The sequence below is a fragment of the Streptomyces musisoli genome (genome assembly GCF_016741855.1).
Lineage (GTDB): Bacteria > Actinomycetota > Actinomycetes > Streptomycetales > Streptomycetaceae > Streptomyces > Streptomyces musisoli.
The window spans coordinates 26,430-40,872 of the sequence record NZ_JAERRH010000023.1 but is presented as its reverse complement, the minus strand read 5'-3'; the positions used below and the strand labels follow the sequence as shown (position 1 = coordinate 40,872).

The 14,443-nt window shown below is 69.2% G+C and carries 13 protein-coding genes; 5 read left to right on the top strand and 8 right to left on the bottom strand.

From position 1 onward, the window contains the following. From JK361_RS34995 to JK361_RS42470, 4 genes are all read right to left on the bottom strand, one after another. Complete coding sequence (locus JK361_RS34995) at positions 1-156, bottom strand: hypothetical protein (RefSeq protein WP_201826255.1); 156 nt, start codon at positions 154-156, stop codon at positions 1-3. A 27-nt stretch (positions 157-183) separates the two neighbouring features. Then, a complete protein-coding gene (locus tag JK361_RS34990) occupies positions 184-1,530 on the bottom strand; it encodes a hypothetical protein (RefSeq protein ID WP_236054127.1) in 1,347 nt (448 codons plus the stop codon). Between the two features lie 540 nt (positions 1,531-2,070). Then, on the bottom strand, positions 2,071-2,379 hold the full coding sequence (locus tag JK361_RS34985; protein WP_201826131.1) for a hypothetical protein: 309 nt from the start codon (positions 2,377-2,379) through the stop codon (positions 2,071-2,073). 267 nt (positions 2,380-2,646) lie between these two features. Further along, positions 2,647-4,086 (bottom strand): pentapeptide repeat-containing protein, encoded by a 1,440-nt coding sequence (locus tag JK361_RS42470; protein ID WP_201826129.1) that lies wholly within the window; start codon positions 4,084-4,086, stop codon positions 2,647-2,649. Positions 4,087-4,422: 336 nt separating this feature from the next. Between JK361_RS42470 and JK361_RS34975 the strand changes: the two genes are divergently transcribed. Then, a complete protein-coding gene (locus JK361_RS34975; RefSeq protein WP_201826127.1) occupies positions 4,423-4,719 on the top strand; it encodes a hypothetical protein in 297 nt (98 codons plus the stop codon). 165 nt (positions 4,720-4,884) lie between these two features. Next, complete coding sequence (locus JK361_RS34970) at positions 4,885-5,358, top strand: hypothetical protein (RefSeq protein WP_201826125.1); 474 nt, start codon at positions 4,885-4,887, stop codon at positions 5,356-5,358. A gap of 583 nt (positions 5,359-5,941) precedes the next feature. On the opposite strand, the gene JK361_RS34965 is transcribed toward JK361_RS34970, so the two are convergent. Beyond that, a complete protein-coding gene (locus JK361_RS34965; RefSeq protein ID WP_201826123.1) occupies positions 5,942-6,403 on the bottom strand; it encodes a hypothetical protein in 462 nt (153 codons plus the stop codon). Positions 6,404-7,340: 937 nt separating this feature from the next. Here JK361_RS34965 and JK361_RS42255 point away from each other — a divergent pair. After that, on the top strand, positions 7,341-7,472 hold the full coding sequence (locus JK361_RS42255) for a hypothetical protein (protein ID WP_268983245.1): 132 nt from the start codon (positions 7,341-7,343) through the stop codon (positions 7,470-7,472). Between the two features lie 1,350 nt (positions 7,473-8,822). Here JK361_RS42255 and JK361_RS41685 read toward each other — a convergent pair. Then, positions 8,823-9,449 (bottom strand): site-specific integrase, encoded by a 627-nt coding sequence (locus tag JK361_RS41685; RefSeq protein ID WP_236054126.1) that lies wholly within the window; start codon positions 9,447-9,449, stop codon positions 8,823-8,825. A gap of 237 nt (positions 9,450-9,686) precedes the next feature. Between JK361_RS41685 and JK361_RS34955 the strand changes: the two genes are divergently transcribed. Further along, on the top strand, positions 9,687-11,564 hold the full coding sequence (locus JK361_RS34955; protein WP_201826121.1) for a DUF4158 domain-containing protein: 1,878 nt from the start codon (positions 9,687-9,689) through the stop codon (positions 11,562-11,564). A gap of 108 nt (positions 11,565-11,672) precedes the next feature. Here JK361_RS34955 and JK361_RS34950 read toward each other — a convergent pair whose 3' ends face one another. Continuing rightward, positions 11,673-12,488 (bottom strand): hypothetical protein, encoded by an 816-nt coding sequence (locus tag JK361_RS34950; protein ID WP_201826120.1) that lies wholly within the window; start codon positions 12,486-12,488, stop codon positions 11,673-11,675. 718 nt (positions 12,489-13,206) lie between these two features. On the opposite strand from JK361_RS34950, the gene JK361_RS42250 reads away from it, so the two are divergent. Beyond that, on the top strand, positions 13,207-13,734 hold the full coding sequence (locus JK361_RS42250; protein ID WP_268983251.1) for a TIGR02391 family protein: 528 nt from the start codon (positions 13,207-13,209) through the stop codon (positions 13,732-13,734). Positions 13,735-13,858: 124 nt separating this feature from the next. Here JK361_RS42250 and JK361_RS34940 read toward each other — a convergent pair whose 3' ends face one another. Next, on the bottom strand, positions 13,859-14,365 hold the full coding sequence (locus JK361_RS34940) for a hypothetical protein (protein ID WP_201826118.1): 507 nt from the start codon (positions 14,363-14,365) through the stop codon (positions 13,859-13,861). Positions 14,366-14,443: the final 78 nt, after the last annotated feature.

Genomic DNA, 14,443 nt, shown 5'->3' with positions numbered 1-14,443 from the left:
CTAGGCCCCCGGAGCCATGCCGGGGGCCTTTTTCGTTCCCGGAGGCTCGGCGTTGTCGTTCTCGCTCTCTCCCGGCACCGTTTTCGGTGTGCCGGTCTCGTTGGCGTTCTGCGCCGCTGCTGTGTTGGTGGCCATCCTGCTGCTGGTAGCAGTCATGGCTTGGACCTCCCTGCGCCGGGTCGATCAACGGGAGCTTCCTGTTGTCTTGCTGGGGTTGGCCCATGTGATCTCTGCACTGTGCGGACTCAAGCAAGTCCCGCATCCGCACGAGGTGCTTGGCAACAGTGCGGGGGCGGTAGCCGGTGCGCTGGCAGACCTCGGCGAGGCTGACGGCACGGTCGGCGTGCTCGGCCAGCTGCTGGTAGACCCGACCGGCGTGGTGGCCCAGCCCGCCGGAGTGCGAGGGGGTGGCCCGGCCGTGGGCGAACAGGTCGGCCTGACCTGCGGCGAGGCGGGTTTGAAGGCGCGAGAGCAGGGTGGTGCGGGGCGCCCCTGGGGGGGCGGGGTTCCTTGTGTCCCACCCCGTGCAACGGAGGCGAATGCAGGGTGCGAAGCGGTGACCGGGAGCAGCTCGTAGGTGCCCGCGGGGCCATCGTCGGTGGCCCGGCCCAGCCAGCTGTCGAGGGTGAGGCGGCCGAACGCCCGGTGCATGGTCGAGCGGCCGTGGCCGGTGGCGAGGGCGGCGCGGCGGACGTCCAGGCTCAGCACGGTGCTGCCGGAGCGCAGCGCGAGCAGACAGAACAGGTCCAGGGCGGCCCGGTCGGCGGGGCCGGACTCGGTGGCCCAGCGCTGCGGGCAGGCGTCGGCGGCCTGCTGCAGCTGCTCGACCAGGGCGACGGTCTCGGCGATGGTCTCGGTGCGCTGCAGGGACTCCTCGGTGTACGGCAGCGTGGCGGCGTAGGCGACGCAGCGGGCCCACTGGCGCTCCAGCTTCTCCTCGACGTCGGCCTGGTCCAGCGCCACGCGGAGCGTGCCGACCCCGGGCGCGGTGCACAGGTGCAGCAGCCCGCCCTCGCGGTAACGGCGGTCGTCCAGCAGGCGCTCGACCATCGGGAGCGTCCAGCGGCGCAGCGCCAGCCGGGTCAGCAGCGAGCCGCACACCTCGCTGACCTGGTCGGCCGGCGGGCGCCGGGTCAGCAGCGCCATGGTGTCGCGGTCCAGCACGGTGTTGGGCGTGCCGGCGAGCCGGGGGCCCAGCCGGTCGTCGAGGACCTCGGCGACCTCGTCGCGGCCGACCACCCTGGGGCGGAAGTCCTCGCGGGCGGGCAGTGCATCGATGATGAGTAGCAGCCGGGTGAACGCCTCGGAGGGGTTGCGGCAGCTGGCAGGGGTGAGCAGGGCGGCGGCCCGGCGGGGGTCCGCCGGGCTCAGCAGCTCGCTGCGGCCTCCGTTGCGGTGCGGGGCACCGATCGGGCGGACGGCGCCGGTGCGGGACTTGAGCAGGCCGTAGTCGAGCGTGGGCAGACGCTTGGCGGCGGCCACGGCGAGGGCCTCGACCAGGTGCGCGTCCAGCAGCGTCTCGGCGGTCACCCACACGTGCCGTCCGCCGGCGGATCCGGAGGCGGCGACCACGTAGGTCAGCCCGGCCTCCTCCAGCCAGCGCAGCAGGGTGGCGAGGTCGGGGCCGACTTCCCCGCGCTTGTCGTCCAGGTCGAAGCAGAGCCAGCCCAGGCCAAGGAGGGCGGTCCGGGCCCGCTGGAGGTCGCCGCGGTCACCTTCGCCAACGGCGGCGACAACATCGGCGTCTACGTGCCCGTCTTCGCCCTTCCTCCTCCTCGTCTGCGCTGCCGTCGCGGTGGTCCTTCCATGCCTGCCAGGCGGCTTTGAGGCCCAGGGCGAGCGGCAGCAGGCCGAGGTAGGGGATGGCGGACTCGGGCAGGAAGGTGGCGCCGAAGTCGGGGATCCGATATACCGGCAGAGGCAGGCCGGGCCGCCGCCGCTACCGACGTACCGCCGTCACCAACATCGACGACATCCTGATCCTGGCGCTGTTCTTCGCCCAGGGCGCCGGCTACCCCAACAGGTCCCATCCCACAGGCTCCCGGGGCGGACGGCGCGGCGACACGGTCCCTACTCCGGGCGCTGCGCGCTGTCCAGGTGGGCCAGCGCCAGCCGCAGCGAGAGAATCGCGGTGCCGAACGCGAGGTTGTCGATCCCGTGCGCGTACAGCTGGCCGGGGTGCACGACGAATGCCTCCGACACACGCCGAGCCATGCCCTCCTGCTCGTCCGGCGCGGTCGAGTGCACCAGGTCCTCCACTGCCAGTGTCAGGTCCGGTGTGCCGATGTCCCGCCATAGGGGGCCGTCGACACCCGGAGCCGTGTGCTTGATGTCGGCGACCGCCTCGGCCAGTTCCTCGCGGGCTTCCTGATGGTTCATGGCGGCAGTCTGTCGCAGCAGCGAGGCCAGATGAGGAGGAACGAGGCAAGAAGAAGTGTCCCGAGACGGTGTTACGGCCTGCCGTGCTCATGCGCCCATCGTGGCACCGGTGGGGGTGTCTGCTGACCTGCCCCGTGATCTCCGGGGTGATCGAAGCGTCATCCGTTGTGGCCCGGAACTCCTATCTCTGGCCCAGGCCGCAAGGTGGAGCCCTCCTCGCTGGTCAGTGCCCTGATGTTGCGAGCTGCTCCAGGGTTTCACCTCGGGTCACGGAAAAGAGCGCGGAGCCTGGTCAGGGAGCCAGCTGGCCTCAGGCCTTCTGAAGATCCCCCAGCCGTCAGTGGTGGGTTGGACATCCCAGCCTGGCGGCCACGAGCAGGCCAGAGGGGTGCCCTCCGACGTCGTTAGGCGTGCCCGTGCGCCACGGAACCAGGCGTGGCCGGTGAACGTGGCGTCACCGAACTGGGCGTCGCCGGTGAACGTGGCGCCGCGGAACCCGGCGTCGCCGGTGAACGTGGCGTCGCCGAACCAAGCGTGGCCGGTGAACATGGCGTCGCTGAACCAAGCGTCGCGGGTGAACGTGGCGCCGACGAACCAGGCGTCGCCGGCGAACGTGGCGCCGCGGAACCAGGCGTGGTCAGTGAACGAGGCGTCGCTGAACCCGGCGTCGCGGGTGAACGTGGCACCGCTGAACAAGGCGTGGCCGGTGAACGTGGCGCCGATGAACGAGGCGTCGCCGGTGAACGTGGCGTCGCTGAAGTTTGCCTCGGCAACGTGGAAGCGATTGAAGGACCCCGTGGTGAGGGTGGCGTGGGAGAGTTCGATGCGCATGCCTTCCCAGAACCGGTCATTGGCTGTGGTGGTCTCCCGCTGGTCCGTAAGGCGGGAGTCACATAGGTGGGCAGTGAGAATGCGTTCGGCGGTCTTACGTACCTGAAGTTCCTGCCGTCGCTGGTTGTCCATCTTCCCCTGGACGCGTGCCCGGATGGCCTGTCGGGAACGGGTTACCTTCTGTCGCCATCCCTTGCGCTCCCCTTTGCTGTGGCGGGAGATCGCGGGCGGCGTGTAGGGCATGCGCAGGTATGCGCAGATGACGTCCACGATGGTCTGCCGGTGGTCGGCAGCGGCCTGACCGAGCCGCTCCAGCGCGTACAGCCCGCCCAGCCGTACCGGGGCTTGAGGGCTGCCGAGCTGCTCGACAGCCTTGGTGTACAGCTCTGTGATCCGCCGTTCGTCCGCGTCGTGTTCGCTCTCCTCGGTGGCCCTTTCGTGGTGCAGCTGCCGACGAAACGCCAGCAGCACCGTGAGCGCGGCACCCGCGCCAGCACCCGCGGCAAGACCGGTACGCACCGCCTCGATCCGCTCTTTCGTCCGTTCGTTGGCCGACGGCATATGGGCAGCCTGGGCCAGCAGCAAGGCGGTAGTGACCCACACCGCAGCCAGTACAGCGGCGGACGCCAGCAGGACCCACCACCAGCGGATAGGCGGGGCGAAGCGTCGCCGCCCCCGCGGCCGCGTACGTCGGTACAGCTCGCCCGCCGCCAGTGCACAGGCTGCGGAAGCGATGACCAGGACAAGCGGGACCAGCGGGATGCGAGTGGCCAGGTCGACCAGCCGGCCCCAGGAAAGTACGGCCACGACCAGAAGTACGCCCGACACCGTAGCCAGGCCGTACGCGGCGATCCGCCCGAACCGTACAGAGCCCACTGCGCATCCTCCCAGCTGATCCAGCGCCTTCTGCCTGTCTCGGAGGAAACAGTCGGTGGGGTCGCCCGCCACAAACGTCGCCGACTCGCCGTTCCCGACGCCGACCACCCGAGCAGGCCAGCAGCCATGACCGGGAGGCGGGCGCGTGAGGCAACACGCCGCCGTAGGGGCGCAGCAGGCTGCCGTGATTGGTGGCCGGATCCGCGGATGTTCCGATCAGCGAGAGCCCGGCTCCACCTTGCGGCGTGGGTCAGAGATAGGAGTCCCGGGCCGTTGTCAGTGGTGGCTGCTTTCATGGTCCGTTGCGCCGGTGCGGCGCGTTGCCCAGGGGAGGGGATGAACGACGTGGTGCAGGTACGGGAGTACGAGCGGGCGGACGGCACGAAGGTGCGGGCGCATTCGCGGTGGTACCCGGGGGCGCGGCGGGAGCTGACCATCTTCGCCGTGATCGCCCTGGCCGTGGTCGGCTTCGGCAGCAGCGGCGGGTCGGCCGGCGCCGCCGGGTCGGGGGAGCGGTTACCCCGGCCGCAGCAGACCGGCGTGTACCCGGTGCACTTCCCCGGCTGGGAGAAGCCTGCCCCGCGGCCGACGCCGACGGTGTCGTACCCGATCCCGTGGGATCGCAGCCAGTAGGCGGCCGTACCCTCATCGGAATTCAGAAGTTCTCGGACGTGGACTGGAAGCTCAACGGCCGGCACTTCCCGAACGGGGCGTGGTTGTGCATCGAGTTCAACCGGGCGGATGGTGCCCCGTGTGCGCAGATCCACCGGTGACCGGGTCTGCCGTACGCTGCCGCTCATGACCAGCAAGATCCCCGTGCGTGGGGGCAGGAAGGGGCAGCAGCACCGGGCGACTCCGGACGACCTGCGCTCCTACACCGTGTCGCCGGCGTCTCCGGTGACGGTGACCCGGGCCGACGGCTCGGTGGAGACCCGGGCGGCGAAGGCGGCACGAAAGACGGCGCTGGCGCCGCGGCGGCGGGGCCCGGCCGTGTGCGCGATGTGCGGCGGACCGATCGAGGGCAAGGTGTGGGTGAGCCGGGAGCAGGGACCTGCCCGGGGCAAGCCGGTGCATTCGGAGTGCGAGAGGAAGGCCCAGGCGCTCGTAGCGGAGCGCCGGGCGGCCAAGCAGAAGGAGCGGGCGGCCAACCCGAAGCGGCTCTCGCTCAAGGAGGAGAACCGCAGGCTGTTCGCGGAGCAGGACCGCATCCGTGAGCTGCGGCGTCAGCAGAGCCAGCCCAAGAAGAAGCCACGCGACACCGGCCTGAAATAGAACATGTGAACGATGAATTTCCGGAGCCGGTCGAGGCGCGGCCGTGGCGCTCAGAGGATGGGCCGGCCCCGATCGTGTGGACCTGGCCGCTGGCGGATCCGCCGGTGCTGTGGCTGAGGTCGCGGGGCCGGTGGCGGTGGGCCACGGTCCGGGCCCGGCAGGACTGGACGGACGGCCGGGTCACCTATCAGGTGCTGGTGGATCTCGACGGCTCGACCGCGATGGTGACCCGGGCGTACTGGTGGCCGCATCCGGGTCTGCGGGTCGCGTATCGCAGCGCGTTCCCTGCCTCCCGGGCGGCGGGTCGGGGTGGCGAGATGCCCCTACCGTACCGGTCGACCGGGACGCCCAACTGAACCACTGCGGCCCCCCGTCGGGGTGGCGGTAAGAGCGCTGTCACCAGCCGCAATCAGAGATGATCTTGTCGGGGTGTCACCCATGTGGGTGAGTCCAGGGGCGTGCAGCTGCTCGGGGTGAAGCCCCGAGAAGACGATCGATGACCGTGACCCCTACCCCTTTGGAGCCGAGAACGACCGGCCCTCGGCACACGACCGAGGGCCCGGTCTGCAGGGCGGCGCCCAGCTCACCTCAGCTTGTTCAGGTCCCGCCGGCTCATGCCCAACCGCACGTTCGGCTGGTCGTACCTGAAGGGGTACCCGACGATGAACGCGGAGGCGATGAGCACTCCGTTGGGCAGGTAGTCACCAGTTGCCCGCTCGATCAAGTGCTTCACACCGTAGCTGCCGGCGGTGGGCGTCTTGATCGGCATGATGTTGTCGCGCAGCCACAGGGCCGTCTCCATGGCCAGGTCCTCATTGCGCCGCAGGTTCTCGCGTTCGACGGCGAGTTCGGCGCGCCGCTGCTCGGCAGCCAGGCGAGGGGAGCTGAAGATGCCGATGCCGAAGTTGCCGAGCCTCTCGTGCTCCTCCATCACTTCGGCCAGGGTCGGCCAGTTGAGCTGGCGGCGGCGAGCGTTCAAGTACGTCGTACCGGTGGCGGCCTGGTAAGCGCGAATCCACAACTTCTGACGGTGGTTCTGGGTCATCGGGTGCTCCTCGCAGGGCTGCCCACGTTCCCCGCACGGATGTCTGATGACCTGGCGGAAGTGCTGGGCGCGATTCGGAGAACCTTGTCTTCGCCGCCACGGCGGACGTGGGCCACCATGACTCGGAGCGGGCAGGCGCTATCTGCCAGGAGCAGCCTACCCATCTGCTCACACCCGAATGCCGAGGACGGTACGTCCGATGTTGCTGGCCCGCTCCCACCACGCCTCTTTCCGCTGAAGCGGTACGCCCGTCCTGGAGTCGACGCGGTCGGCCCAGCACGTCGTGGAACGCGACCCCGCTGCTTGTCGCCGCACGTAAGGCCCGCCGTTTGCGGCTGGTGACAGTGTTCTTACCGGCATCCCGACTGGGCAGACGGCCGGGTCGCCTATCAGGTGCTGGTGGATCTCGACGGCTCGACCGCGATGGTGACCCGGGCGTACTGGTGGCCGCATCCGGGTCTGCGGGTCGCGTATCGCAGCGCGTTCCCTACCTCCCGGGCGGCGGGTCGGGGTGGCGAGATGCCCCTACCGTACCGGTCGACCGGGACGCCCAACTGAACCACTGCGGCCCCCCGTCGGGGGTCCTGCCCGCGCCGGCCTCCGACCAAGGGCGGGGTGGAGGGTGCTGGATCCGACGTAGGCGAGGGCGACGTGCTGTTCCGCGTGGAACGTCTAGAGCACGTCCCGTACTGCTCGATTTTGGATGCTGAGGCTTCTGGCCTGCGGGTTTCCAAGAGCGTGTAGCTACATATCCGGGGGCGGCTTCCAGGGTAGATACGGAGCCTTGCGGTTTTTCGCGTCCGACGTCCATCATTTCCCCGCACTAAAGGGGCTCGTGGCCATCGTGGCCACTGTCTTAGGTGGTATTGTTCTGGCAATACCTCCTCGGCTGCCTGGGTGGCCTCCAGCTGGGCTACCCAGTGAGAGGAGGTGAGGTGTGATCACCGGAACGACGTCCCCAGGGGACGAGGGGCCGGTGTGGGCGAAGCTTCTTCGTCGGGCCACGGATGTGGTCCGGTTCGTGGGGGCCGTCCTCCAGGCCGTCTACTACGGCCGGAAGGACTGGTGACCTGCGGCTAAAGAAGTTGATGGGCCCGACCCTCTCGCGAAGGGTGGGCCCATCGGTCGTCCGACACCGTTGAGGTACGAGCCCCACGTTCTTGCTGTCGGCAGGCGTGGGGCTCACTCATGTGGACGTTGGTGCAACGGCCTAGGCCGTGCTTGGCACAGAGTACCACGGATGATGCAAATTTCGTCGGCCGGTCTAAATTATGATTCCGGGTCCACCATTTCGCGGTCGCCTTCCATTTGGCCCGCCCCGGATTTCGCGACTCCGCCGCCAATTCGATTTGGTCGGATGCCGTTTAGGTTCCTCGGTTTTCGAAATCCCAGTTTGGGTGGTTCTCTTTTCAGTGCAATGTTGTCAGCGTCGTCGGCGCCGACGGCTTGTCCGAGCCGGGTAATGGGCCTGGCCCCCGCCGGGACCGTGGCCAGCGTCGTCGGCGCCGACGACGCCCCGTCGTCGGGCACGCCGGCTGTGCATGCTGCGGTCGCCGGTCAAGTGCGCGGGTTGCCTGGCCCGTGATCCACGGTTGCCGGTCAACTGCGTGGTTGAGCCGGTCAAGCGAGGCAACTTGACCGGCGGTGAGCCCCTCGCTCCTGGGCCAGGGTGACGGGCCGCCCGTGGTGCCCGGTAGATGTGGCGTATACAGCGGTGCACGCGACGTAGACCCTGGATGACCTGGGGCTGGTCGGGGTTCTGGTGGACGGGCGCCCATGACGGTGGCCCCGGTCGCAGCGTCGAATCGACGGGGCGTATACGTCTGTAGACGGGCCGTCGACGACCGCGCCCGGGGGCCGTATACGGCTGATCGCGGGGTGACCGGGTCAAGGTCGTTGGTTGCCTCAGAGCTGGGCCGCGACGGCTCGGGCAACTGAGTCAATTGCCTCCCGGCGACGGGCGTCGTCGGCGCCGACGACGCTGGCCACGGCCCTGCAGGGGGCCAGGCCCGTTATCCACGGACCCGTGCACGATCATGCACATGTCAAGCCACCGGACACCGCTGCCGCTGGCGTGCAACCTTCGCGTTTCGCCTGACCCGCTTTTCTCTGCCTGGTCAGGCCATGGTTCTCAATTACGCGTCAGAGCAGGCGTGTTAACTGTAGCGGGAGGCTCTGTCGGATCCCGGACGACCCGGCAGGCTGACGTGACATCGCCTCCTCCGAAAACGCCAGATCGGACAGCGGTCACCCTCGAAGCCCGTCGCTGCCGAAACCGGAAACGGCCTGTTCGGGCGCTGTGATGCCGATCACACACCCCCTCGATGGGGTAGGGAAATGACATAAGCGTGCTCCTGTGGCCCAGGTCACAGCACCCCGTGCAGAGCGCGGTGGCGGCGCATGACGGAGCCCCCTCGCCTCACAGCACGCCGATCATGGCGTTCTCCTCCCAGCCCTCGCCGGCCTCGAAGTAGCCCTCCATGGCGGCGGAGTTCTCCACCCATCCGCCCTGCTTGGCGATGACCTTGCGGTCGTTGCCGGCGCGGCGGGACTCCTCGGCGGCGCCGCGGCGGGGGGAGTGGCCGGTGTAGCGCTGCAGCAGCTCGGCGCGGGCAGCCAGCTCGGTGGTGATGGTGCCGATGGTCTCGGGGTCGAGTCCGCCGGCCAGCGGGGTGTGCCAGCGGTTGTGCAGCGGCTTGAAGGCGAAGTCGTCGGGGTCGGTGAGGTTGGCGGCGGCCTTCCAGGTGCGCCACGCGCGCACGGGGCAGGTCGAGGGCCTGGACCCGTAGGGCACCTTGACCTTGCGGGGCTTGATCTTGGAGACCCGGATGTCGACCTCCAGGCCGTGCTCGACCTCCACGATGTGGCGCAGCCGGAGGTAGGCGACCTGGTGCTCGCGGGCGGTGAGGGCGAAGTGCAGCAGCACGATGGCCCGGTTGCGGATGCCCAGCCGGTTCTTGGGGGCGGCCTGGACGGCGGCGCGCAGCTGGGGCACGAGCAGGGCGGGGGCCGGGCCCCGGCCGCGGGTCTCCTCGGTCTTCTCCATCTCCTTCACCTTGGCCTTGAGCACGTACCGGGCGCGGGAGGCGACCTTGCGGTCCAGCTGCAGCCCGTGGGCGGTGCGGCCGGTGACGGCCCTGTTCTCCCGAAGCTACGGCGAAGTGACAAGTAGCTCTCTGTAGCTGATCTGGGGTGTGCTTGTCAGGGTTTTTGATCTTCTGGGCTCATTGGGGGCCGTGCTCGGCGAGGTTGGTCCGGTCATGGCGACCGGAGGGAGCGCTGGGTGCGGCAGGAGTGGGAGCCGGAGGACCTGATCGAGGTCTGGACGCTACTGGAGGAGGACCAGGAGCGGCTGCGGAACAAGTCGGGGGCGAACCGGTTGGGGTTTGCGCTGTTGCTGAAGTTCTTCGAGGTGGAGGCCCGGTTCCCGGAGGACACCGGGGAAATCCCGGTGCCGGCGGTGTCATACGTATCTCAGCAGGTGCAGGTGGCGGCGGAGGAATGGGCCGCGTACGACTGGTCGGGGCGGGCGATCAAGCGGCACCGGATGGAGATCCGGGGCGCGTTCGGCTTCCGTGAGTGCTCCGAGGAGGACCAGGCCCAGCTCGCTGAGTGGCTGGCGGTCGAGCTGTGCGGGGTGGAGCTGAACCGGGACCGGCTGGCGGAGGCGGTGGTGGTCCGCTGCCGCAAGGACCGGCTGGAGCCGCCGGCGCCAGGACAGATCGCCCGGCTGGTGGGCAAGGGGGTCAGCACCTTCGAGGAGCGGTTCTGCGCGGCCACTGTGGGCCGGCTGTCGGCGGCGACCCGGTCCCGGCTGGACGACCTGATTGCCGAGGATGCCGGCGCGGACGAGGAGAGCGCGGGCGGCGGGGGCACGTTCTTCACCGAGCTGAAGGCGGACCCGGGCGCGTTGGGGCTGGACAGCCTGCTGGCGGAGGTGAACAAGCTCCAGCGGGTGCGCGGGCTCCAGCTTCCGCCGGAGCTGTTCGCGGACGTGTCGGAGAAGCTGGTCGCGGCCTTTCCTTTGCGCGAGCAAGATCAACAATCGGCCGCCGAGCCCCAGCCGGCCCTGGATCCGCTCGCAGAACCCGTTCTCACTCAGAAGCGGGACAGACACCCTTCTGAGACTTGCATTGTGCGAAAATCCGGGCCCATGACGGACCTTCAGCACCCTTCCCCGGCCGACCGGTCGGACGCCGACGACGTCGAACAGCACGCCTGTCCGAAGTGTGACGCCCAGCCCGGCTCACCCTGCCGCTCGCGCGGCGGCGCGGTCGCCTCCGCCTACCACACCCGCCGCTTCACCATGGTGCCCCGGCTGAAGAAAGCGCTGCGAGTGCCCACCCCGGCCGACCGCGGCCCAGCCCGGCCCTGGCGGCCAGGCACCCCGCCGCCGGCGCCGATCGACCCGGACCTGCCGAGCGCGGACATCCGCATCGGCTACGCCCGCTGCTCGACCCTCGGCCAGGAACTCGACTCCCAGCTCGACGCACTCGCCGGGCACGGCATCCCGAGAGACAAGATCTTCAGCGAGAAGATCAGCACCCGGGTCCGGGTCCGGCCGAAGTTCGAGGAGGCACTGAGGACGGCGCGGGAGGTCAAGGCGCACGCCCCGCACTGCCGGGTCATCTTCACCGTGTACGAGATGAAGCGGCTCGGCCGCGATGCCGCCGAACTCACCGCTCTGGCCGACCACCTCACCGCCCACGGCCTGGTCCTGGAGATGCTCGCCGGGCCCCTGCCCGGCATCTACGACCCCACCGGCCCGGGGAAGCTACTGTTCGCGTTCTTCGCCGCGATGGCGGAGACCGAGCGGGAGAACATCCGTGAGTCCACGCTCGAAGGGCTCGACACCGCGGCGCGAAAAGGCAAGCACGGCGGCCGGCCGCCCGTCATCACCGACGACATGCTGCATACCGTGCTCCGCCGCCGGGCGGGCGGCGAGTCCGTCGAGCAGATCCAGTCCGACCTGATCATCCCCACCGGCAAGCGCAAGGGCCAAAGCCCCTCCGTCGCCAGCATCTACCGGGCACTCGCCGAGCACGCCAAGCGAGAGGCGTACCCGGAAGCCGTCGAACAGGCTCACGCCGACTTCGCCGCCCTCCAGGCCGGTGAAGTGCCCGGACCCCGCCCCGCTATCCCTGACCGAGCGTCACTCTGATTACCAAGAGTTACTTGTCACTTCGCCGTAGCTTCGGGAGAGTAGGGCCGATACAGAAGCAGAGGGGGTGCTTACGCCGTAAGCACCCCCTCTGCTGATCGCAGCGGGTCAGTCCTCGGGGTGCTGTCGCGCGCTGCGGACGATGTGGGACCAGGTGCCAGCGGTGCCGCCGTGCTCGTGGGCCAACTGGCCGGCGAGTTGGGCTGCAGGAGTTTCGGGGTTTGCCTTGACCACGGCGCGGGCCTGGTCCAGGCGGGGATCGCCGTCGTACGGGTAGCGGCGATCCGTCTTGGTCGTTCCGGCTGGGCGGCCGCCTCCACGCTCTCGGCGCTCGGCGTACGTCCAGATGTCGCCGCGCCGGTACTTTCGCTTGACGAAGCCCTTGTCCGTCGTCGTTTCCTCGGCTGGTGCCGGCCAGTACTTCGGCGGCCTCACTGGGTATTTGGTGATGCTGGTCGGTTCCATGCCCAAGACCCGGGCGGCCTCGGACAGCGAGATCAGGTCCTCAGCGTTTCCGCTGAGGTCGACGTTCGTGCGCCACTGCTGATCTGCCTTGTAGCCCTCGTACCAGGTGTCCCAGGTCTTCGGGTTCCAGTACATGGTGTTTCCGATGGTCTTCTCCGGCTCGGGGTGCCCGTTGGATTTCCTGTCCCGCCAAAGCAGTTGGAGGGTGCTCAGGCCCAGGCCCGTGCGGTCGTGCAAGTCAGCCCGGCTCTCCAGCCCAGAGACATCGGTATGGCGCTGGTACCACTGGTGCCAGTCAGCGGCGTACCAGACCAGCGCGCGGTTGATCGTGCCTGCGGCCTCGGGGTGGCCGTTGGCCTCGCGCTCCCGGTACAGCCTCTCCAGGTGGGTGAGACTGAGCTCGTACGTGCCGGCAAGCTGCTTGCGAGTCAGTACGGGACGTCCGTCCAGCGTGGCCATGGGGGTGTCCTCCGTGATTTGTGGATCCCGCGGCAGGGCCTCACGCGTCATCTTCGGCTCCCTCCTCGCGACGGTCCTTGTTTGGCTGCGGCAGGAGCACCAGGCCGGACTCGGTCAGCCTTGTGACCATCGCAATGTCGCTGTCTTTGATCGTGTTGCCCAGTCCTTCGGACCACCGTGCCCTACTCATCGGCGAGCAGGATGAACCAGGTGCCTCCGGTGCCGCGGAGCACGGCCGTCCTGTATGCGGTGGGACACGGCTGAGTCGGCTCGGGCCGAGCCGCCGGCTTGGGAGGTCATGAGGTCGTCGAAGGCTGGGGACGTGTCGAGCTCTGCGTCGTTTACCATCGTGTACAGGTGCCTTCCTGGATGTGGGCTTGTTGAAGGGCCTGGGGCCAGGGGGCATAGGACGGCCAGTACTACTCCTATTGGGCTGGCCGTCCGCCCCACCCTTCCGCGGGTTACACGGTGCGAGGCAGAGAGCATCACCCTCTCAGCTTCACTAATCCTGCCTTACTTTTCTCTTCGCGTCCAGCCGGTTTGCCCGCGGCTCGGCAGACCGTACGCGAGTCGGCGCCTTCCCGTTCCTGGAGCCTGTTTGGCACCCTTCGACGGGTAGGAGGCTGGTGATCTTGCTGGATGTTGGTGGTCTCTCCAGGAGAAGTGGCCGTTGGAGGCGCGAAGCGCCGACCACTGCCGCGAAGCGGCGGACTGCGACATGTCCCGTGGAGCGGGACCCACCGGCGCGACGCGCCGGTCAGTCCGCGGGCCGCTCCCCCTGGCGGCGCGAAGCGCCGCCGCCCGCCGCGTAGCGGCGCACTACGGCTGCCGCCAGCGGCTCCCGGAAGTCCGGCAGAGGCTCCCGCCGCCAGCGATCCCAGCGTTCTCGTGCGAACGGCTCGTTCCGCTCCGCAGCGATCAGCGGGAGCAACCGCGACGCCAAAGCGCTGATGAGTCCGGGCTCGACAACTCCCTGGTCGGAGTGAGGCTGATGCGGGAGGCGTTCCGGCCGCACGAGAACGGCAAGGCCGGCGGCGCCCTCGCCGATGCAGAAGCCGAAGGCGGCGAACAGACGGCCACCGCAAACCTGTTCGCCGGCGCCATGGGCGCCTACAAGAACCCTGCCAGCCACCGCACTGTCGACTTCGACGACCCGATCGAGGCAGCAGAGATCATCCAGTTCGCCGACCTGCTGCTGCGCCAAGTCGAACGGGCCAAGCGGCGCCAGGCCGCGGCAACGACCTAGACCCCTAAGCGGTGCCATGGGCGGGGCCGGGTCTGACTGCTCGAGCCAAGCGGAGAGCGGCCCCCTCGCTGCCGAGATCCAATTATGCCCATCGCCCGAGGCCGCCGAAGGACCCATCCGGTACTCAGGTTCGGGTCTTGGCGCGCTGGTGGATCAGGTGGATGCCGAGGACGAGCAGGAGCTGTCGCCCGGCCTGGTCGAACTGCTCCTGGAGACTTGGTTCGCGGAAGAGGCCGGCCAACTGCCCAGCCTCGGCAGCGAGGGTCCCGCGATCGGCGAGGTAGTCGGTCATGGAAGCACGGTGGACGGCCCTGGCCCGCTCCAGCATCACGGTGTCGACCTTCCCGTCCAGGGTGCGGCTCAGCGCGGTGCTGAGGGCCTCGACGTGGCCCACGACCGCGTCGACGGTCATCTGTGTCTGCGCGGGCCCGAGTGCGCGGACGAGGCCGCTGGCGGCGAACACGGTGTCCGGTTCCATCACGTCCCGCACGACGTCCAGCAGCTCGGCCGGCCCGCGCACCGTCAGGGCCTTGCCGTTGCCCAGCTCGGTGATGATCCGCACGAACCGGGCCCGCGCGGTCGGCGTGGCCAGCTGATGTCCGGTCTGCTCCAGCAGGCCCAGCCCTACCAAGCGATGCGGCCCACACCGCCAGAGCCGGTGACACCGTCGGCGAAAAGGGAAACGCCCGAACCGCGGCTGTCGGTGCAC

Coding starts and splice junctions, on each gene's coding strand:
- JK361_RS34950 (WP_201826120.1), bottom strand. CDS start 12,488: ATGGCCACGCTGGACGGACGTCCCGTACTGACTCGCAAGCAGCTTGCC.
- JK361_RS34995 (WP_201826255.1), bottom strand. CDS start 156: ATGACTGCTACCAGCAGCAGGATGGCCACCAACACAGCAGCGGCGCAG.
- JK361_RS34965 (WP_201826123.1), bottom strand. CDS start 6,403: ATGACCCAGAACCACCGTCAGAAGTTGTGGATTCGCGCTTACCAGGCC.
- JK361_RS41685 (WP_236054126.1), bottom strand. CDS start 9,449: ATGGAGAAGACCGAGGAGACCCGCGGCCGGGGCCCGGCCCCCGCCCTG.
- JK361_RS34970 (WP_201826125.1), top strand. CDS start 4,885: ATGACCAGCAAGATCCCCGTGCGTGGGGGCAGGAAGGGGCAGCAGCAC.
- JK361_RS42250 (WP_268983251.1), top strand. CDS start 13,207: ATGTCCCGTGGAGCGGGACCCACCGGCGCGACGCGCCGGTCAGTCCGC.
- JK361_RS34985 (WP_201826131.1), bottom strand. CDS start 2,379: ATGAACCATCAGGAAGCCCGCGAGGAACTGGCCGAGGCGGTCGCCGAC.
- JK361_RS34975 (WP_201826127.1), top strand. CDS start 4,423: ATGAACGACGTGGTGCAGGTACGGGAGTACGAGCGGGCGGACGGCACG.